Below are 18,881 nucleotides of genomic sequence, written 5' to 3'. Positions count from 1 at the left end.
CGAGTGGTTCCGTGAGCGAGTTATTGGCGTGAACAAAAAGTGAACATACATTGATTTCCGGCCGGTGGCAATCAGTGGTAATCGCGAAATGCTCGAACTCAGGAGCTCAGGGACGATGATCTTTCAAAGGCGCCGCAAGGTTTTCGAATCTCATGTGTTCGTAGTTGATGCACTTGGGTTCTCTGACAAGATTCGCCGCGCCGATCGCCGATCCCTTCTTGATCTCTGGGGCGAAGTGGATCGCCAATACGCCGCGTTTAAGTTGAAACTGCCAAATCTTGTGGCACTTCAATTCGGCTCGCGCATAATCGGAACGCGCGAGTTTGAGACGCTGCGCCTGAATGATATGTTTATTGTCCATTCGCGGCGGGAGATGCCAGATCCAGCTCTGCGATACCTCGTCACTGCGTCTATTTTGTACCAGCAAATGTTGGCACTCAAATATATTCCCCGGGGAGGGTTAGGATTCGGCGATATCGTCCGCGGCGATGGTCTTTTAGTCGGCGGAGGGTTTCTCGACGCCTACGACCATGCGGAAAAAAGACCCTCAAGTGTAAAGGATATCTGCGCCATCGCTATTTCTCCACACTTCATGGCAACCATTGGATATTCAAAAAAAGCGCTGAGGCTCGTCTGCTTCTATGAAGGTCACTTCTTCCTCCATCCATATCATTTGGTTGATCCTGACCTCGGCCCCTTCAGCCCCGGCCGCGTGTTGGATTGCCTAGAGGCAGCAGAGACAAATGAGGAAAAGCTCAACGCAACTAGGAAGTTTCTTTCGGAGCTGGAAGACTACGACGCCACTATGCTGCCAGGATCCTGATCCGAAAAGTTTGCAAAGAAGCGGTCTTAGCGACCGGGATCAGCTCCATTGCGGCTTAGACAACCGGACTTCCTCTTCACGAATACCACCGCTCCAGCTATGCTCTTTGATAGCCTATCACCACTCAGGGCATTCCAATTCATTTCTCCCTTGCGAGAGACGTCCAAGCTTATCTCCATCGTTTTCACTTACAGCGAATTGGACAGGACGATATGCGCCGCTGCAACAGATCAGCTGATATTCACGACGCAGTTGACGCACTATAGGGTGGCAATTTGCTAAGCGTCGAAATTTCTAGCAGATTCTGACCGATGGAATGGGCCGCTTTGTCAATGATCGAGACAAAACGGTGGAGAGCCTGGTCAAGTGGGAGTTGCGCCAGCATTGAGAACACAACGTCCCCTCCAGAACCTGCACGATGTAGATAGTAATGTTGGATGAAGTTTGGATGGCAGCTTTCACTCAGGAACGCATAGTCGTCCTCGGCTTCCGGATTCTCATCCACCCAATGCTTGATTTGCGTCAGGATGTTGACGCTGGAGGGTTGCTCGATGTTCAAAGCTTCGAGCCAATGCCCTCTGCGGCTACCCAGGAAAAAAGGGGTCAGTTTCGTGCGTGCGGCTGCCCAGTCAGGTGCGGCGCACCTCATTTGCTTCAGCAGATAATGGATGGATGCGCCGTACTCGAAGATCAGCCGTCCGACGAGGCAAAAACTCACGAATTCGCCCTCCTGCCATTGATTTAAGGCCGCGCGGCAAAGCCCGTCAATTGTTCTTTCGCTATAGTAGACATAGCTCGCGACGGATGTTTTGAGCGCATACTCGTCGCTAGGAGTCTCCGGGTTCCACTTGTTGAATTTTTCTGAGATGTCGGCGGCTAGCTCAAGGTCGGCTACCTTATCCGTCGCCACTCCCACCTTCGCAGGCAACTGCTGGATCGTGTCGACGTAGGCACCAACGCGTTCTCGCCAGAACGAGGGGCGTCCGTCTATAATTTCCATGGTTCTCAACCTTTTTCGAGACCAGATGGTCAATTACGCCGCGCTAAATTTTGCTGCACTGGCCGCCGGCGTTTGTATAATGGCACTTAACGCAAGAGGCGGTTTGAAGATAGGCGCGCGTCACCCTATCGGGCACGGCAGCACTTGGCGGTTAGCGTTCGATGTTTATCGCTGCAGTTTACTAACTTATTGGTATTCAAGGAAACTTCTGGCTTATCGGCCATGGTTTACGGATCGAATCCCATCAACAGGCTTACCACGAACCAGCGAGAGGGTTGCCAATCAAGGGTACTGGTTTGAGGTTCCCTTTTTGATCTCCCACCGAAATCGAAGGAAGCATCTGCTTGTGAGATCGACGAAACCACTTCACCGCGATGCTGGCGAGGTCGCCGATCATCGGCAGATTCTGCCAATCCGCGAACCGGCCGGCCGTCGCTTCAGGCTCCGATTGGTAAAAGAACGAGCCCGAATGGTTGAGATCATTGATCGACGACGCCATTGCCGAAATGGGTCGTTGGAACATTTTTGACGGCACGCCAAGCGGACTGGCCGTCTCTGAAAAAGCAGGGGCCATGAAATCGATAGCCCAGCCGTCGGCCTCGGTCCAGCAATGGAAGTTTTCGCCGGCGCCGGTGACATAACCGTCGTCGCGGTGATCGGCAAAAAGGAGCATCGATCCATCAAGATTGTAGGCGGCGAGACCGCCTTTGGGCGTCGCTTGTATCTTGTAATGATGCTCAAGGATAAACGCACCGAAGGTGCTGAAGTACATACAGGCATATGCGGGATTGCCGCCTTCGTTGACAACGAGGCTGTTAATGACCCGGTAGATCCTATGATAGTCCGTTTGTTTGATCAGCATGGTAAGGGTGCTTTCAACGCTCGTTTGGGCTAGGCGTTAGGTCTTCAGGGGCGAGTTTCCAGCTCGTCTATGTCGCCACGGCAATCACCGGGTCATCGACGCTGCGACCGGCTGCTGACAGTCTCGGGAACAGCCAGGCTATGACCGCAGGATCGAGCAAGCCCTGTGCGAACATCGATTCCCAATTGTTGAGAGAATCCTGAGCATAGTCCCGCGCATCTCGATGCTCGCAGATGGCTGCGATCAATTCAGCTTGGTTGGTGGGGATAAAATTCAGGGACCCGACGATCTTTCGCGGCGCGCGCACGAACTTGACCCACTGTTTTCCCAGCCAGTTCAGCACGCCAGTCCGCTTGATCACATTTTCCAGGTGGTATTCGATCGCGGGCCTGTCCGGGTGCGTGAGGGCAACCAGGATTTCGAGGTCTACGATCACGGTTGCATCCATGCCGGAAAACTTCGCTGCGTACAGACGTTCGTCCATGCATGTATCATAGTATGGATGGAGGATGCGCGCTCCCACGGCATGGCCCCTGTAGTTCTGGCCACGCTTCAGGTTGCAATCACATGCCGGGACCAGATTCTTGGAGAAGATCGCAAATGCCGGGTGATCTTCCTTTGGCAGAACGTGATCCAGCGTGTGTGCGTGCAAGGAGCCACACATCGAACATGGTAATGCGAGATTGTCCTCGCGGATGTCATCGATGGGGTGGTGGCTGGTGGGCAAATCTTTGTAGTGCTTGCGCAGCCATTTATCCAATGGATCCGGGATCGGGACCTGCACGACCGCCTGCGCGTTCCCCGAGACGCTGTCATACTGCACGTAGCCGGTCTTCAGGGCTTGTCGGAATGCCTGTAAGCCCGGATAACTTCCAAGCCTGTGGTTGTCGACGAGAGCATCGACGCCTGCGATGTCATCGAAAATCGGAAAAGAGATTTTGCGCATCAGCCGATCTTTGCCCGAAGTTCGTTCAGGAATTCCAGCGACAACTCATTGCCGTAGTTTTCGAGGACCTCATCCCAGGTCATCCCCGATGACTGGATGTTTCTCTCCAGCTCCCGCGCGAGATATGAAGGTTCGTCTTCTCCAAAAACGAAGTAGGAAATTTCTCCGACGTCTGCACCGAACGTTGCAAGGCGAGGTCTCTGGACTTCAATGCGTCTGTCGGCATCAGCCCTGAGGATCGAGATCTGCTCCCTGAAAACCTCTCGGAGAAAATAGGCAGAGTGCGTCGCGATGATGGCTGCGGACCCGGTCTGCGCCAGCAGGCTGTCCAGGATTGAAACGAAGCGCGCTATAAAGTTCGGGTGCAGATGGGTCTCGGGCTCGTCGAAGAGTAGAAGAGAGCTATTGTCGATTTCCAAGCTCACATAGGCCGCAAACTTGAGAAAGGAGATTTCGCCGCTACTCAGGCGAAGCGCGTTGCCATCGGAGAAACGAACCGGATCGCGCCGGGTGTTAAGCGACGCAAAACGTCTGAGTTTTTCCTGTTCACCGCCCTGGTTCAAAGAGCTTAATGGAATAATGCCGTCGTTTGTCCAGACCCAGATGGACTTCGGGTCACCCAGCGCTTCGAGTGCATTGAGGAAAATCTGCCATCGGCTGCGATCCTTGATCGCCTGGTTCGACCGGGCGACGCTGACGATCGCGCTGATCAGACCGCCGGCTTTTCGAGTCGGGGTGGATCGCGTCAGGGCATAACGTGAATAGCGAACATATTGCCGGCGTCGCGCCGTGCCCGGAAAGATAGAGAGCGCCTCTTTCGTTGGGGCAAACGCCAGCATCCGGTTGAACTGAGCCCGCTCCCCCGTTTGTGGATCAATCAGGCCGCCGCCTTTTATGGCCCGCTTCGCGATAGTGCTGAGCGCTTGACTTTTCCCAACACCATTTTTCCCGATGATGATCGCCATCCGCTTTGGCAAGAAGCCGGTATGGTCGAAGTTGAATCTGAGCTCGTGCTCGTTTTCAAAAGCCGTGAGTTTGAACGACACGGCGATCGTCGGCGACATCCGACCGATTTCCTCATGGCCGAGACCTCGCAGGATCGGTCCTGCGTTCTTGTAGGCAAAAAAAGCTTCCGCGGTACGCGTTAAGGAATACTGGAAAACCGCAGTGTTCGGCGCGTCGCGCACAATCGGAGAGTTTGCGGAAAACTCACCCAACGCGACGAGATCGCAGGTTTTTAGCAGAATTTCGCGAGCACCAGTGACGTCAGCATCGGCAACGAGCCCGCGATAGGCATCGAGGTCGGGCAGTAGCGTGAAGAATTTCGGAAAGTCGTCCCCGGGGACAACCGACTTGTCTGGAGCCGCACTCTTGATGAGATCAGCGCCATTCACCTCGTCATTCGAGTTTTGGAGAAAGCCGATCATGCCAGAAAATTCGGCTGTCAGGCGAGCAGAGTCCCGGCGAACGAAAACATTGATCCGCGTCTTAAAGCGGAAATCGTCGAAACTGTCTCCAGACGGGGTGATCAGAATAGTATTATTTTCGATCGATCGGGCGTCGGAGGGCGTCTGCGAAGAGAAAAAGAGCTTGAACTGTTCTGTCGGAGTGTCCGAAGGCGAGACCGTCATATGATTTCCATGTCATTGTCGCGGAATCCACTGATTGCTCGCGTGGCACGCATGATACGTATTTTGGTCGTGCAAGCAAACTAGCCTCGCCCGATGGTAGCAGCCTTGTGCACAGGGCTCGGGGTGAGTAATGCAATCGTTCCGTTCGAACTCTCTTGTGGAACAGGCGGCTTGCAATAGTTCGCCTCACTTTCCCGGCGTTGCAGCGGCTGAGGAGCTGCACTACCATTGAGGGTACAGTAAAGGGTCCGCATTTCTTTTGCCTGGAGGCGACGTGGATACGCTTTTCAAAGAAGATCTCGAAATCTCGCTTCCGCCCCAATTCGCGATCGCTGGTAAAATCCATGGTGCCTCCGTCAGGAAACTCGGCCATCCCTGCAGCAAGCTGATCGCTTCAGCGAACGAGTTTACCGAAAAACGGGTTCGGGGATTGTTTCTTCGCAGCCCCGATGGGCGACGCGAGGTTGCGGTCATCTCTCGCAAAACCGATGTGGATCTGCCCGCCGACGAGATACTTCGCCATCCGGCGGCCTCGAGCCTTGCGGAATTCCGAAGAGACCCGACCCCGGGCGTCTGGATCAAACCCGCCGCCGCCGATGCCACAAGCATCCCGATCGAGAAACTCGAAGCCGGGTGCGCGGAGATACGCGAATCCTGGCGAGGGGCGTTCACCTTTGCCGAAGAGCGCCTAGTTGGAGACATAGTTGTCCAGCCCGGTCTCAGGAAGCCGCAAATAGGGGCGATACATGCCGCCCTCGGCCATTGGACCGCTTCTTCTGCCCCGGCAACCATCGTCATGCCAACCGGCACTGGCAAGACCGAGACGATGCTAGCGCTGATGGTCGTTGCCGAAGTCGAGCGGCTTCTTGTCGTGGTGCCGAGCGACGCCTTGCGGACGCAGATGTCGGAGAAGTTCCTGAGCCTCGGGGTGCTCAAGGACAGCGGCTGTCTCGCTCCGGACGCGAAATTGCCCGTCGTTGCGACCCTCGATGAAATCCCCAAGTCGGTCGAAGAGGTCGACGGCATCTTCAGGCGGGCCAACGTCGTCGTCACGACTATGGACGCGGTTGCCAAGGCAAACGGGGAAGTCCAGTTGAGGATGGCGGAGCTTATCAGCCACCTTTTCGTCGACGAAGCACACCATATCGCCGCCAAGATGTGGCGGGAATTCAGGGGGCAGTTTGCGAGCCGCACCGTCCTGCAGTTCACCGCGACGCCGTACCGAACCGACGGGCGACGCGTCGATGGCAAGTTCATCTACAACTACCCGCTCGCCAAGGCTTATGCCGAGGGGTACTTCAAGAAAATCCACTTCAAACCGATTTACGGTCTCGACCGGGACGACGCCGACCTGCGGATCATCCAGGCCGTCAAGGCTGCATTGGTTCAAGACGAAGCAGAGGGCCACGTTCATCTTGCGATGGCGCGTTGTCGGATAATCGATGCCGCCATCAAGCTGCATCGCCTCTATTGCCAGCTTCTGCCGGAGTACAATCCCGTCATCGTTTACAGCAGCCTCTCCTCTAAGGCGAAGCTGGAGGCGCTCCGGAAGCTGAGGTCTGGAGAGAGCAGGATCGTGGTGTGCGTAGACATGTTGGGTGAGGGCTTCGACCTTCCCGAACTCAAGATCGCGGCGCTTCACGACAAGCATCAGAGCGAAGCAATTACCGTTCAGTTCGTCGGGCGGTTCACCAGAATGCGGAAAGACCTCGGCGATGCGACGGTGATCGCCAACGTCGTGGCCGCCGGCATGCGGGACAGTCTTCAGGCACTCTATAATGAAGACGCCGATTGGAACCATCTGCTCGAAGGTCTCGGAACCCGTAACACCGCCCGCGAAGAGCGGCGGCAGGAAGTGTTCGAGGGTTTCGATCAGCCGCCGACGGATTTTCCACTAGATCAGGTGACACCTCGCCTCGGCGCGGTCGTGTACGAGACCACTTGCGAACGATGGGATCCAAACAGGATCGTGGATGCCTATGGACCTGGCTCCATTATCGAAGGTCCGTCGATCAACTACGCCGAGCGGCTTGCGGTCTGGGTTCTGAAAACCGAAGAGAAGCTCAAGTGGACGTCGATGCGCCAGCCCGTAAATTCGGCGTATCACCTGTACGCATGCCATTGGGATGATGAGCGGCAGCTTCTCTACGTCAGCAGTTCGAACCTGAGCGATCTTCACGCCAGGCTGGCCGAAAAGGTTGCCGGCGCCGATGCGAAGCGAATTCGCGGAGACGACGTCTTCAGGGTGCTGGACGGCTACAAGCGTTTAATCCTAAGCCATCTTGGCCTTTCGGAAGCGGTCCGGAAGCCAATCAGGTATTCCCAGTTCATGGGCAGCGACATCGCTCCCCAGCTTACCGACGACCCCGCCAATCGCGGTCGGATGAAGACGAACATCTTTGGCCAGGGTTACACCGCGAGTGGCAAGTCGACGATCGGTTGCTCCACGAAGGGAAAGATCTGGTCTTACGAGTCGGTGCATGGCTTTGCAGGCTGGATGGAGTGGTGCAAGGTCATCGGTGCGAAGTTGCAGGACTCATCAATCCAGCCCGACGGTATTCTGCGACGGCTAGTTCAGCCCACCAAGCTCACTTCGATGCCAGACAAGCACGCTGTAGCCATCAACTGGCCCGAGGCGGTCCTCCATGTCGATGATGACAGGGTGGATTTGGTTTTCGGCGACGTCTCGGTTCCGTTCTACGATTGCGATATCCGCATCCTATCCCAGATCCCTGGTACCGAGATCGTAATGAGGGTCGGAGGAGATGACAGGTTCGTCGATGTCGCGATGACCATAGACGGTTCCGGTGCGCACTATAGGCCCACGGCCGTGAGCGGCGTCCGTATCGGTAAAAAAACAACGGATTTGGTCACATGGTTCAAGGACGATCCGCCGCATATCTACTTCGCGGATGGAAATATGCTTTTGGCGTCCGAGTTGCTCAAGCTGCCCGACGACCACGCTCCGCCGTTCGATCCCGATCGCTTGGTTGCCCGGGACTGGAGCGGCGTCAACATCAAGAAGGAATCGCAGGGCAGAAACAAGGACGCGACCAGCATCCAGCGCCGCGTCATCGACGAACTGCTGCAGAGCGGTGGGTTCGATGTCGTATTCGATGATGACGGCTCTGGCGAATCTGCGGACGTCGTGGCCATCAAGAAAGAGGGTGACGTCATCACGGTGGCGATGTTCCATTGCAAGTACTCGAGCGATCTTACCCCGTCCGCCAGGGTCGATGACCTCTACGAGGTATGTGGCCAGACGCAAAAGGCGATCCGTTGGAGGGAACGGCCGGATCTCCTGTTCGCCCGGTTGAGAAAACGCGAGACGGCGATACAGAAGAAGTTTGGGCTTTCAAGGTTGGAGAAGGGTAGCGTTATCGACCTGATCCAATGGCACAACCGCTGGAGCGAATTCGACTATCGTTTTGAGATGACCGCGGTCCAGCCCGGGTACTCGAAATCGGAGGCAATCCGACAGCAGGATAAAGGGCAGCTGGAAATTCTCGCCGCAACACAATCCCTGCTAATGGACACGTGGGCCATACCATTCACGTTCCAATGCAGTCCTTGAATTGAAGACTTTGAACCTGCGGGTAATGAGAAAGCGTCAGTCTTCGATAGTACTGGATATGGGCGGTCCAGCTCCCGCTTAGATAGGAAATTTGAATGGCCGGGAATGAAGAAGGCGTCTTTCGCAAAGCTAAGGCGGAATTTCAAGCTCTGCAGATTTTGCAGGTGCTAGTGCTCCCTGTCGCATGTGGTCGCTCCAATGACAGCATTTTGGGCGTATGCTTGGACAAATGTGGTATGTACGGAACCCCAGAAGAAATTCGGGCGGTCATAAGTTTTCTTGAGCGATCCGGCTTGGTACGCACAGACAAGGTCGATGATTATGTGATCGTCGCGATCACAGACGCGGGCGAACGAGTTGCTGAGGGTAAGCAACTCGTTGATGGAGTGGCTCGCCCTACGCGAAAATAGTGTAGTTGATGGTCAGGCTTCATCAACTCCGGCGTGAGAGGCGCAAGACCGGTTGTCTCCAGCAAAATCAAATGGATACATCATTTCAATGATGCCGAGACTACGGGTCTTAGGTCCGTATCCTTTCAAGAGCTGGTACCCTGTTCCATGCCGGCATCGCTCTCCGATCGAGGGCGCATTGCCCGCTCGCCGATCGGTGTGAACCTAACCGCTATCGCTTCACCGCGACGCATTTCACCTCCGCAAGCAAGCCAGGATGTGCCAGTTCGGATACGCCGATACGAGTCCACGCGTAGGTTCCTTTTGGAAAGACTTCGTTCTTTGCCGTCCGGAAAATATCCATGTGCTTCGACATCTCCACATGATAGCTCGTCATCTCCACCACGTCGTCGAAGGTGCAGTCTGCGGCCTCAAGGACGATGCGGAGGTTCTCCCATATGGCCCTGAACTGTTCTCGCGGGTCCTCAATCACCTGCAAGTCCCTCGTGCGTCCGACTTGCCCGACGACGTAGATCGTATCGCCAACCTTAACCGCCGGGGCATATCCTGCGCGGGCGACGATTTCGCGCATTTCCTCTGGAATTATGACTTCTCGATCCATTGGCCTGAACTTTCCTGTTAAATATAGGCGGCCCAGGTAGTGAAGAGCGGCGCCGCCTTGGAACCACGAGCGATTACCTAATGCGAGAGAATAAGACTTGCAATAGAAACCGAACGGTTCCATATTGTCTCTATGGTTAGACGCAGTCAGACATCCCCGACCGTTGGACGCCCTCGCGAATTCGAACTCGACGACGCAGTTCGCAAGGCGATGGGCGTGTTCTGGGACCGTGGATATCACGATGCGTCTTTGCCCGACCTGCTCGAAGGCATGGAGCTATCGAGAGGTAGCTTTTACAAGGCGTTCGTGGACAAGCGGGGCGTCTATCTCCGCGCGCTTGATGTCTATATCGAAGACGCCATTCGTAAGCTTGGCGAAATCCTTCACGCCAATCCGTCGCCGAAGGCCGCAATTCGAGAAGCCTTTTCTCGGCAGGTTGAGGATTCGTCAGGCAAAGAAGGCCTGCGCGGTTGCTTTGTCGTATTGTCGGCCGTCGAAATGCTTCCCGCGGACGAAGAGGTTTCCGCTCGAATTGCACGACTGTTCCGGCGACTGCAGGATCTTTATGCGGCCGCCATCATAAGGGCCCAAGCCCTCGGTGAGATTGATCCCGGGCTGGACGAGCGAACTCTGGCGAGGTTCCTCGTGTGTCAGATCCAAGGAATGAGAGTTTTAGGAAAAACTGGAGCGGATCGCGACGACACCAGGGCGATGGTCGACTTCGCGCTGAAGCCGCTCGACTGACTTCAATTAGGAACCATTAAGTTCCGAATGCACGCATTTTGCAACCCGCTTCAGCGGCTTCGCTTCTCGATATGGAGAGAAAGTTGTCACAATCCCATGACGCCAAGGATAGTCTCGATCCGCGCAGGTGGACGGCATTGGCCATCTTATTGACCGGGGCTTTTCTGCCCCCGCTGGATTTCTTTATCGTCAACGTGGCGCTGCCCTCGATCCGGGAGGACTTTCAGGCCTCCGCCTCGACGATGCAGCTGACTATTTCAGGCTATGCCACCACCTACGCAGTCATGCTGATCACCGGTGGCAGGCTTGGCGACCTTTATGGTCGACGAAACGTCTTTCTGGCTGGAATGGTCGCATTCGCCGCCGCCTCTGCCTTGTGCGGCTTTGCCTGGTCCCCCTCGGTCCTGATCGCCGGCAGGATCCTCCAGGGGTTTGCGGCAGCAATCATGGCGCCGCAAGCTTTGGCGTCAATCAATGCAATTTTTCCCGACCACGAAAAGTCGAAGGCACTCAGCTTTTATGCCCTGACATTTGGGGTGGCATCAATGGCTGGCCTGTTTCTCGGTGGGGCGCTGATTGCACTGGATGTCTTTGGCCTCGGATGGAGAGCCATTTTCCTTATCAACCTTCCCGTGATCGCAATAGCCGCGCCGGCCGCGCTGGTAATGTTGCGCGAGACCCGATCGGAGCATGCGAGGAAGCTGGATATGGGTGGAGCGACGCTGATCGCGGTTGCGTTGTTTGCGCTGATCTCGCCGCTGATTGAGGGCCGTGAACAAGGGTGGCCGATCTGGTCGATCTTGATGCTATCGGCTTGCCCGCCACTTCTTCTGCTGTTTTGGCGCTACGAGCAAAGGGTGGGGGCCGCGGGGGGAGATCCGATTGTCGAACCTCGACTGCTCCAGGTTACGGGATTGAAGCGCGGGCTGCTCTCAGCCCTGTTCTTCTATGCCTTCGCGGCTTTCTGGCTGACATTTTCGGTCTACCAACAGGGCGGCCTTGGCCGTACGCCTTTCGAGGCTGGAGTTGCAATCCTTCCCGCGGCCCTCGGGTTCGTTTTGGGACCATTCGCGAGCGGGAGCATCCTGCGCGTCTTCGGCAGGTTCGCCGCCGCCGCAGGCATGACCCTGGAAGCGGCTGGATTGTTCGGGACCGCTGCCCTGATCTCGTTCGGGGCACCAGAGTTCTTATTCGTTGCCTTGTTCCTTATTGGCGCCGGTCAGGGAATTGCGCTCCCAAATCTGGTGAAGACTGTCGTTCAGCGGGTTGACCCGACGCGGTCGGGTTTGGCGTCGGGCCTAGTCAATTCGATGCTCCAGATAGGCGGCGCTTTGGCAACAGCGCTTATCGGCGGATTGTTTTTCTCAATCCTGGGTTCAGCATCCGACGGGAGATCCATCGGCCATGCCTACAGCGTCGCAGCCGTCGCGATTGGTATTTGTCTCCTCATTGCAGGTTGGCTTTCCGCTGGCCTGCCATCGGACAAAGAAGTCCACCGATGAGTGCGAACGTTGAGCCATCGGCTCTTCCTTTGAAGGTTTGACCATTCCCACTCCCAGTCGGCCACCGTCGGACAGTCCATTTCTCGGCCGATCAACATGCAACATTTTGAGGTAAAATTCCATGAACAACATTCCCACTCCTCCGCTTGCGGGAAGGCGAGCGCTCGTGACCGGTGCGGCACGCGGTATCGGTGCAGCCATCGCGTTAAAACTGGCCGAAGATGGCGCCGACGTCGCGATCACCTATGAGAGGTCGGCGGACAAGGCCGAAGCCCTCGTCGCCGAGATCCGAGCGATGGGCCGGAAAGCCATTGCCATTCAAGCTGATGCCGCGAGCCCAGACGCTGCTAAAGCTGCGGTTGAGCTGACGGTCGCTGACCTCGGCGGCCTCGACATCCTGGTCAACAATGCCGGCGTCCTGTTTGCAGGTGAATTCTCCACACAGCCACTGGAGGAAATCGACCTGCAGCTGAACGTCAATGTGCGCGGCGTGTTTCTAATCACGCAGGCGGCGCTAAAGCACATCCCGGACGGAGGCCGCATCATCAGTACCGGCAGCAATGCAGGCCTGGCTGTCCCTTTCGCAGGAATTGCGGTCTATGCGGCGACCAAGTCCGCTCTGGAAAGTTTTACACGTGGTCTAGCGCGCGAACTGGGACCGCGGGAAATTACCGTCAATCTGGTCCGGCCTGGCCCGATCGACACCGATATGAACCCTGCCGATGGCGCTCTGGCACCTGCGATCTTGCCGAGCCTGTCAATTGCCCGATACGGTCGGACCCGAGAGGTCGCAGAGGCCGTTGCATTCCTTGCAGGCCCGGGCGCTGGCTACATCACCGGCTCGGGCATACTCGTCGATGGCGGCATAAGCGCTTGAACATTAAGCAAGGCGGGAGCTGCCGATCGGCCAGCCAAGTTCTCGCTGCGAAATTGGAGATAGAGATGGAATATACACGCCTTGGAAATACGGGCCTTGAGCTTTCCCGGCTCTGCCTTGGGTGCATGAGCTATGGCGAGCCCGATCGTGGAAGCCACCCCTGGACGCTAACGGAAGAACAAAGCCGCCCCTTTATCCGCAAAGCGATCGAATTGGGGATCAACTTCTTCGATACCGCCAATGTCTACTCGGATGGAACGAGCGAAGAAATCCTCGGCCGCGCTATAAGGGACTACTCGACGAGAGACGACGTGGTCATCGCCACAAAGGTCAACGGTCGGATGAAGCCCGGACCAAATGGGGCCGGCCTGTCGCGAAAAGCCATTCTTTCCGAGATCGATGCCAGCCTAAAACGTTTGGGAACTGACTATGTCGATCTCTATCAGATCCATCGGTTCGACCATCATACGCCGATCGAGGAAACGCTGGAAGCGTTGCATGACGTCGTCAAGGCGGGCAAAGCCCGCTACATCGGTGCGTCGTCGATGTACGGGTGGCAGTTCTCGAAAATGCTCGCTGTCTCGCAGGCGAACGGATGGTCACGGTTCGTCTCCATGCAGAACCACCTGAACCTGCTGTATCGTGAAGAGGAGCGAGAGATGCTCCCGCTTTGCAAAGCCGAAGGTATTGGCGTTATCCCGTGGAGCCCGCTCGCACGTGGCCGTCTGACCCGCGATTGGAGCGCGCAGAGCGATCGCTCCGAAACCGACGAGATCGGGAAGGGCCTTTACACCCGAACCACCGAGGACGCAGACAGACGCGTGGCGGAGGCGGTTGCCAAGATTGCGCAGGAGAGGGAAGTGCCCAGAGCACAGATTGCGCTGGCATGGGTTCTATCTAAATCCGAAGTGTCGGCTCCCATAATCGGCGCAACCAAGTTGCAGCACTTGGACGACGCTGTCGCCGCGCTTTCCATCAAGCTCACCGACGCTGAAATACAAGCTCTTGAGATCAACTACATTCCCCACTCTGTCGTCGGGTTTTCCTGACGACAGAGTGTTGGTTCGACTGGTCTGGCGGCAACAGGCTGAAACACGTGAATATGGAGAAAGCATTTGAAGACAATCGGTATACTTGGCGGAATGTCCGCAGCCTCGACCCAGATTTATTATCGGGAACTCTGCAGGCTGACACGCGAGAGCCTTGGAGGACTTCATTCTCCCGAGCTGCTCATACGATCGGTCGACTTCGACGAAATCGAAAAGTTACAGGCATCCTCCGAGTGGGACGCGGCGGCAGATATCCTCAATGAAAAAGCCATTGCTCTGGAGCGCGGAGGTGCCGACCTGCTTATCATGGCGACGAATACCATGCATAAGGTGGCGGACAAGATCCTGAGCGGGGTGTCGATCCCATTGGTACACATCGCGGATGCAACTGCGACAGCTATCCTTGATAGCGGTTTCCGTAGGCCGGGGCTAATGGCAACCGCTTTCACGATGGAACAGAATTTCTACACCGACCGGCTAACCGCGCGAGGACTGTCACCAACCGTTCCTGATGCCGATGATCGAGCGGAAACCCACCGCATCATCTATGACGAGTTGTGTCGCGATGTGGTTCGTGAGGATAGTCGCGTGACGTATGAACGGATCGCGCAGGGACTGATCGATCAAGGCTGCGACTGTCTTATCCTTGGATGCACCGAGGTAGGCATGCTGTTGAACCAGCGTAATGTCGGCGTCCCCGTCTTCGATACGACCCTAGTTCACTGTGAAGCCGCCCTTCGAGCTGCTTTGCAGTGACATGCTGCCTATCTGGCGACTGGTTTGCGGGAGTGTGCCAGAGCATCGGTTAGCCCTCCTCACCAAGATGCTGGTGGACCCACTTCGCCTCTTCCGACGCCGTGCGTCCAAAATGCCTTCTGAAATCGCGGCTGAATTGGGCAGGGCTGACATAGCCGACCGACGCAGCTACGTCTGCAATGGTCCCGCTCTGGCGGGCGATCATAAGTCGCGCCTCATGGAGCCGCATCGCCTTTACATATTGCATCGGACTTGAGCCGGTCAGGTTCTTGAAATGGACGTGATAGGAAGGAACGCTCATGCCCACCTCTTTGGCCAGATCCGCCACGGCGATTTCGGTAGCGTAATTCTCCCGTAGCCACGTCACGCTCTCGACCAGTTTTCCCGAGGTTCCTTTGCGCTGAAGGGCCGCGATCACCGCGTCACCCTGCGGCCCTGACATGACCCGGTAATGCAGTTCACGAAGGATGGAATTCCCGAGCACGGCGACATCGACCGGGTTGCCGAGTACAGTCAGCAGGCGATACAGGACGTCTCCGATATTGCGATCCATTTTGCTCGAGAGCAGCCCTCGCGGTTTGGCGCCTGAGAGACCTGCGAGTTCTTCCACCTGCAGAGCAATCTCGGCCGCCATCCGCATATCGAACTCCAGATAGACGGCAAGTAATGGCCGTTGTGGACTTGCCTTTGAAGTCATCCGGAATGGAACGGGTACCGAAACAGCGAGATAATGGTCCTCGTCATAGAGGTAGACTTCGCCTTCCAGGATGCCTTGCTTGCTCCCCTGCAAAACGAACACTGCCCCCGGCTTATAGAGAACCGGAACGTCATCTAGTACCGCTTCAGTGCGCAGGATACGGAGACAACTGATCCCGGTCTGATTGTAACCGAGGCGAGGAGCCAGTTGTTCGGCCACGGCGACAAGCCGGTCATGTGCGACGGACTGTTCTTCAAAAATCATAGGATTAGTCAAGCCAATTAGAGAATCCGCAATCGAGTTCAGCTGGCCTTCAGATTATCTGTCATCCACGGTTAATCAAGGAGTTTCAGAAATGTCGAGCAAAACGTTTTTCATAACAGGGGCGAACTCGGGCTTTGGATTGGCGATCGCCACCGCCGCAATGGAAGCCGGTCACACCGTCATCGGGACCGTCCGCTCCGAAGCCTCGCGCGAAGCGCTGGCAAAGACCCTCCCGCAACTGCGCCCGGTCCTCTGCGACGTCACAGATTTCGACAGCATCCCTGACGTCGTCCAGCAAGCGGAGGACGAACACGGGCCAGTCGACGTGCTGATCAACAATGCCGGATACGGTCACGAAGGCGTGCTCGAGGAATCGCCACTTGAAGAGATGCGACGTCAGTTTGATGTGAACGTGTTCGGCGCCGTCGCTGTGGCCAAGGCATTTCTTCCGAGGTTCCGTGAGCGCCGCCGTGGCTTTATCGTGAACGTCACGTCGATGGGCGGTATGATCACCATGCCCGGCATCGCATATTACTGCGGCAGCAAGTTCGCTCTTCAGGGCATTTCCGAGGTCATGCGCTCGGAAATGGCGCCGTTTGGAGTTCACGTGACAACGCTTTGCCCTGGCTCATTCCGGACAGACTGGGCTGGGCGTTCGATGGTCCGCACAGACAGGTCGATTGCGGATTACGACAGCCTGTTCGATCCGATTCGCGAGGCGCGTCAGGCCGTAAGCGGCAAGCAGCTCGGTGATCCTCAAAAACTGGCCGCCGCTGTGCTTACTCTCATTGGATCGGACAATCCTCCGCCGCAGCTCCTTCTTGGCAGCGATGCCCTCAGCCACGTGACGGCGCGGATCGAGCGTTTGCAGCAGGAACTCGCATCGTGGAAAGCTCTTACGGTCTCCACAGACGGTTAGAAGCAAGACGAGCTTTTTGCTATTGACGATCTGCCTACTAGAAGGTAGACAGATTCCATGAGCAACCTTTCGAATACTTCCGACGAAATCCTGGCCTCTGCGCGCAACCTCATCATGAGTGGGGGTTACAACGGGTTCAGCTATGCAGATATCTCGGAAGTGGTCGGCATCCGCAAGGCCAGCATCCACCACCACTTCCCCAGCAAGGTCGATCTGGTGCGTGAGCTGGTCAAGCGTTATCGGGAAGACGGGCAGGCGAGCGTTGTCACTCTCGAACAGAACGTTCCAGACGAATTGGACATCCTCAAAGTCTATGCGAACCACTGGGCCAAATGCATCGAGGATGCGAGCAGGCCCTATTGTGTGTGCGCCTTGCTTGCCAGTGAACTGCCATCCCTTCCGCCGGAAGTCGCAACCGAGGTGACGAATTTCTTTCGCTTCATTTCATCGTGGCTGACGACGGTCATGGAACGTGGCTACAAAAGCGGGACGCTCAATCTCACGAGCGAACCGCATGTCGAAGCCGAAGCGTTTCTGGCGACGGTATATGGGGCGATGCTCTCGGCGAGAGCCTACGGGAAACCGGAGGTCTTTTCGACGATACTTTCACCTGCTCTCAACCGCCTTACGCCGACTGTCTCTCACTAATCCTGCGTGGCTAGCCTGCTCAGGTAACTCGCGTCCATCGAAACTACCAACTAGTAGGAAGATAAAAATGAAAAATGCTTTCCCCGCTTTGGCCTTCGGGCTGGCCAGCGTCTTTTCTGTAACAGTCCTTTCGTCACCCGCATCTGCCGAAGATAAGAAAGCCGCGCCGATCCATGTCCGCGGCAGCATCGTCGACTACCAGGGTTCAACGCTCAAAGTGAAGACGCGCGAAGGCGAGACAATCGATGTCGCGCTTGCCGACGACTGGAAGGTGGCTGGGGTCGCGGATGCCGAGGTCACAGATATCAAGCCGGGCGATTTCGTGGGTATCGCATCCTTGCCAAGGGCGGACGGCGGCGATGGAGCGCTTGAGGTCCTCATTTTCCCGCCGGCAATGAAAGGCACAGGCGAGGGTAGCTACGGTTGGGATCTGAAGCCCGACAGCAGCATGACCAATGCGACGGTCGCGGATGCCGTTAAGGGCGTTGATGGCCGGACTGTCACCGTGACCTATCATGGCAAGGAAAAGAAGATCGCCATTCCGGATGGGACACCTGTCGTCACCATCGCTGGAGCCACCAAGGATGATCTCGTTCCCGGCGCCGTTGTCTTCATCACCGCCGAAAAGGCTGCAACCGGCCCGATCGCTCACCAGGTGGTGGTCGGCAAGAATGGCGTGGTTCCACCCATGTAAGCCACGCCGTCACTGGCCGGAGCAGCCGCCATACTGCTTCGGCCGGTGACTACAGATCGAGGTTGTTTGAACTGCAGCCGTAAATGCCACAGATGAAAGACGCTGAGATGAGCGCAAACGCTTCCAATGACAATGTTCAATATCCTCGGAAGATCTTCATCCGCCGCCACTCCGTTGTAACTCGGCTTACGCACTGGCTGAACGTGCTTTGCCTGAGCTTCCTTTTTCTGAGCGGACTGCAGATCTTCAATGCCCACCCGGAGCTTTATTGGGGTCATTATGGCGCGAACGGCGACCCCGCCGTTCTGACGATCGGCTCCGACGACGATGCAGGCACGCCAAGCGGCTTCTTGCGTGTCGCAGGGCTACAGATTCCTACAACTGGCGTTCTCGGTGTTTCCAATGTTGATGGGGAGCCGACTGCGCGAGCTTTCCCATCCTGGGCCACAATCCCCTCGTTCCAGGATCTCGCGGCTGGACGTCGCTGGCATTTCTTCTTCGCCTGGCTGTTTGTGATCAATGGTATTCTCTATCTTGGATTCAGCCTGCTGAGCGGACATTTCAAGCGAGACCTGGCGCCGAAGGTGAACGAACTCTCGCCTCGCCACCTCGGCCGCGAGGTTCTCGACCATGCTCGTCTCCGCTTCCCCGAAGGGGAGGAGGCCAGGCATTACAATGCACTTCAGAAACTGACCTATCTGGCGGTCATTGTTATTCTGCTGCCTCTCATGGTCCTGACGGGTCTGACCATGTCACCCGGGGTGGATGCTGCTCTCCCCGCCTTAGTCGGGGACTGTCAGGAATTTTGTGTCTGAGGCCATGATGATGGAAAGGAGAATCATCACATGGCCATTGAGAAGGAACTTTTGGATCAGCTTCTCGCG

17 protein-coding genes and 1 pseudogene are annotated in these 18,881 nt (G+C 56.4%); 12 read left to right on the top strand and 6 right to left on the bottom strand.

The window, feature by feature from the left end; all coding sequences use genetic code 11:
• Nucleotides 1-115: 115 nt before the first annotated feature.
• Nucleotides 116-823 (top strand): hypothetical protein, encoded by a 708-nt coding sequence (locus tag J2046_RS10570; RefSeq protein WP_210051650.1) that lies wholly within the window; start codon nt 116-118, stop codon nt 821-823.
• 241 nt (nt 824-1,064) lie between these two features.
• Here J2046_RS10570 and J2046_RS10565 read toward each other — a convergent pair whose 3' ends face one another.
• The 4 genes from J2046_RS10565 to J2046_RS10550 form a co-directional block, all read right to left on the bottom strand.
• Entirely contained in the window at nt 1,065-1,823 is a 759-nt protein-coding gene (locus J2046_RS10565; protein ID WP_210051649.1) for a hypothetical protein, read from the bottom strand.
• 253 nt (nt 1,824-2,076) lie between these two features.
• Nucleotides 2,077-2,685 (bottom strand): DUF2026 family protein, encoded by a 609-nt coding sequence (locus J2046_RS10560; protein WP_210051648.1) that lies wholly within the window; start codon nt 2,683-2,685, stop codon nt 2,077-2,079.
• Nucleotides 2,686-2,752: 67 nt separating this feature from the next.
• Nucleotides 2,753-3,631, bottom strand: coding sequence for a hypothetical protein (locus tag J2046_RS10555; protein WP_210051647.1), 879 nt, complete (start codon nt 3,629-3,631; stop codon nt 2,753-2,755).
• On the bottom strand, nt 3,631-5,262 hold the full coding sequence (locus tag J2046_RS10550) for an AAA family ATPase (RefSeq protein WP_210051646.1): 1,632 nt from the start codon (nt 5,260-5,262) through the stop codon (nt 3,631-3,633). Before J2046_RS10550 ends, J2046_RS10555 begins: the two co-directional genes overlap by 1 nt.
• Nucleotides 5,263-5,536: 274 nt before the next feature.
• On the opposite strand from J2046_RS10550, the gene J2046_RS10545 reads away from it, so the two are divergent.
• Together J2046_RS10545 and J2046_RS10540 are read left to right on the top strand one after the other, a co-directional pair.
• Nucleotides 5,537-8,836: a DEAD/DEAH box helicase gene (locus J2046_RS10545; RefSeq protein WP_210051645.1), complete on the top strand. Its 3,300-nt coding sequence runs from the start codon at nt 5,537-5,539 to the stop codon at nt 8,834-8,836.
• A 95-nt stretch (nt 8,837-8,931) separates the two neighbouring features.
• Nucleotides 8,932-9,246 carry a VpaChn25_0724 family phage protein gene (locus tag J2046_RS10540; protein ID WP_210051644.1) on the top strand — a complete coding sequence of 105 codons (315 nt, stop codon included), beginning with the start codon at nt 8,932-8,934 and terminating at the stop codon, nt 9,244-9,246.
• Nucleotides 9,247-9,457: 211 nt separating this feature from the next.
• Here J2046_RS10540 and J2046_RS10535 read toward each other — a convergent pair whose 3' ends face one another.
• The gene (locus tag J2046_RS10535; protein ID WP_210051643.1) at nt 9,458-9,847 is read right to left on the bottom strand and encodes a RidA family protein; all 390 of its coding nucleotides are present in this window, start codon (nt 9,845-9,847) and stop codon (nt 9,458-9,460) included.
• 210 nt (nt 9,848-10,057) lie between these two features.
• Between J2046_RS10535 and J2046_RS10530 the strand changes: the two genes are divergently transcribed.
• The 5 genes from J2046_RS10530 (at nt 10,058) to J2046_RS10510 (ending at nt 14,775) form a co-directional block, all read left to right on the top strand.
• A complete protein-coding gene (locus J2046_RS10530; RefSeq protein ID WP_210051642.1) occupies nt 10,058-10,591 on the top strand; it encodes a TetR/AcrR family transcriptional regulator in 534 nt (177 codons plus the stop codon).
• A gap of 83 nt (nt 10,592-10,674) precedes the next feature.
• The gene (locus J2046_RS10525; protein ID WP_233469688.1) at nt 10,675-12,093 is read left to right on the top strand and encodes an MFS transporter; all 1,419 of its coding nucleotides are present in this window, start codon (nt 10,675-10,677) and stop codon (nt 12,091-12,093) included.
• 121 nt (nt 12,094-12,214) lie between these two features.
• On the top strand, nt 12,215-12,970 hold the full coding sequence (locus J2046_RS10520; protein ID WP_210051640.1) for an SDR family oxidoreductase: 756 nt from the start codon (nt 12,215-12,217) through the stop codon (nt 12,968-12,970).
• A 65-nt stretch (nt 12,971-13,035) separates the two neighbouring features.
• Nucleotides 13,036-14,019, top strand: coding sequence for an aldo/keto reductase (locus J2046_RS10515; protein ID WP_210051639.1), 984 nt, complete (start codon nt 13,036-13,038; stop codon nt 14,017-14,019).
• 66 nt (nt 14,020-14,085) lie between these two features.
• Complete coding sequence (locus J2046_RS10510) at nt 14,086-14,775, top strand: aspartate/glutamate racemase family protein (protein WP_210051638.1); 690 nt, start codon at nt 14,086-14,088, stop codon at nt 14,773-14,775.
• A gap of 49 nt (nt 14,776-14,824) precedes the next feature.
• Here the strand turns inward: J2046_RS10510 and J2046_RS10505 are convergent, their stop codons facing one another.
• Nucleotides 14,825-15,736 (bottom strand): AraC family transcriptional regulator, encoded by a 912-nt coding sequence (locus J2046_RS10505; protein WP_210051637.1) that lies wholly within the window; start codon nt 15,734-15,736, stop codon nt 14,825-14,827.
• 91 nt (nt 15,737-15,827) lie between these two features.
• Here J2046_RS10505 and J2046_RS10500 point away from each other — a divergent pair, with 91 nt between their 5' ends.
• The 4 genes and pseudogenes from J2046_RS10500 to J2046_RS10485 all read left to right on the top strand — a co-directional run.
• Nucleotides 15,828-16,655 carry an oxidoreductase gene (locus tag J2046_RS10500; RefSeq protein ID WP_210051636.1) on the top strand — a complete coding sequence of 276 codons (828 nt, stop codon included), beginning with the start codon at nt 15,828-15,830 and terminating at the stop codon, nt 16,653-16,655.
• A gap of 57 nt (nt 16,656-16,712) precedes the next feature.
• A complete protein-coding gene (locus J2046_RS10495; RefSeq protein WP_113335449.1) occupies nt 16,713-17,303 on the top strand; it encodes a TetR/AcrR family transcriptional regulator in 591 nt (196 codons plus the stop codon).
• A gap of 67 nt (nt 17,304-17,370) precedes the next feature.
• Nucleotides 17,371-17,997, top strand: a complete 627-nt coding sequence (locus tag J2046_RS10490; protein WP_210051635.1) for a hypothetical protein — start codon at nt 17,371-17,373, stop codon at nt 17,995-17,997.
• A 107-nt stretch (nt 17,998-18,104) separates the two neighbouring features.
• A pseudogene (locus J2046_RS10485) lies at nt 18,105-18,785 on the top strand (cytochrome b/b6 domain-containing protein); the annotation flags it as partial.
• Between the last annotated feature and the right edge of the window lie 96 nt (nt 18,786-18,881).

Origin of the sequence: Neorhizobium petrolearium (genome assembly GCF_017873175.1) — a bacterium.
GTDB lineage: Bacteria > Pseudomonadota > Alphaproteobacteria > Rhizobiales > Rhizobiaceae > Neorhizobium > Neorhizobium petrolearium.
This window is presented reverse-complemented; position numbering and strand designations above follow the sequence as displayed.

Bases quoted from the DNA above. Each gene is read 5' to 3' on its own strand.
- J2046_RS10505 (WP_210051637.1), bottom strand. From the start codon at position 15,736: ATGATTTTTGAAGAACAGTCCGTCGCACATGACCGGCTTGTCGCCGTG.
- J2046_RS10570 (WP_210051650.1), top strand. From the start codon at position 116: ATGATCTTTCAAAGGCGCCGCAAGGTTTTCGAATCTCATGTGTTCGTA.
- J2046_RS10560 (WP_210051648.1), bottom strand. From the start codon at position 2,685: ATGCTGATCAAACAAACGGACTATCATAGGATCTACCGGGTCATTAAC.
- J2046_RS10565 (WP_210051649.1), bottom strand. From the start codon at position 1,823: ATGGAAATTATAGACGGACGCCCCTCGTTCTGGCGAGAACGCGTTGGT.
- J2046_RS10550 (WP_210051646.1), bottom strand. From the start codon at position 5,262: ATGACGGTCTCGCCTTCGGACACTCCGACAGAACAGTTCAAGCTCTTT.
- J2046_RS10540 (WP_210051644.1), top strand. From the start codon at position 8,932: ATGGCCGGGAATGAAGAAGGCGTCTTTCGCAAAGCTAAGGCGGAATTT.
- J2046_RS10555 (WP_210051647.1), bottom strand. From the start codon at position 3,631: ATGCGCAAAATCTCTTTTCCGATTTTCGATGACATCGCAGGCGTCGAT.
- J2046_RS10495 (WP_113335449.1), top strand. From the start codon at position 16,713: ATGAGCAACCTTTCGAATACTTCCGACGAAATCCTGGCCTCTGCGCGC.
- J2046_RS10530 (WP_210051642.1), top strand. From the start codon at position 10,058: ATGGGCGTGTTCTGGGACCGTGGATATCACGATGCGTCTTTGCCCGAC.
- J2046_RS10520 (WP_210051640.1), top strand. From the start codon at position 12,215: ATGAACAACATTCCCACTCCTCCGCTTGCGGGAAGGCGAGCGCTCGTG.
- J2046_RS10515 (WP_210051639.1), top strand. From the start codon at position 13,036: ATGGAATATACACGCCTTGGAAATACGGGCCTTGAGCTTTCCCGGCTC.
- J2046_RS10535 (WP_210051643.1), bottom strand. From the start codon at position 9,847: ATGGATCGAGAAGTCATAATTCCAGAGGAAATGCGCGAAATCGTCGCC.
- J2046_RS10500 (WP_210051636.1), top strand. From the start codon at position 15,828: ATGTCGAGCAAAACGTTTTTCATAACAGGGGCGAACTCGGGCTTTGGA.
- J2046_RS10490 (WP_210051635.1), top strand. From the start codon at position 17,371: ATGAAAAATGCTTTCCCCGCTTTGGCCTTCGGGCTGGCCAGCGTCTTT.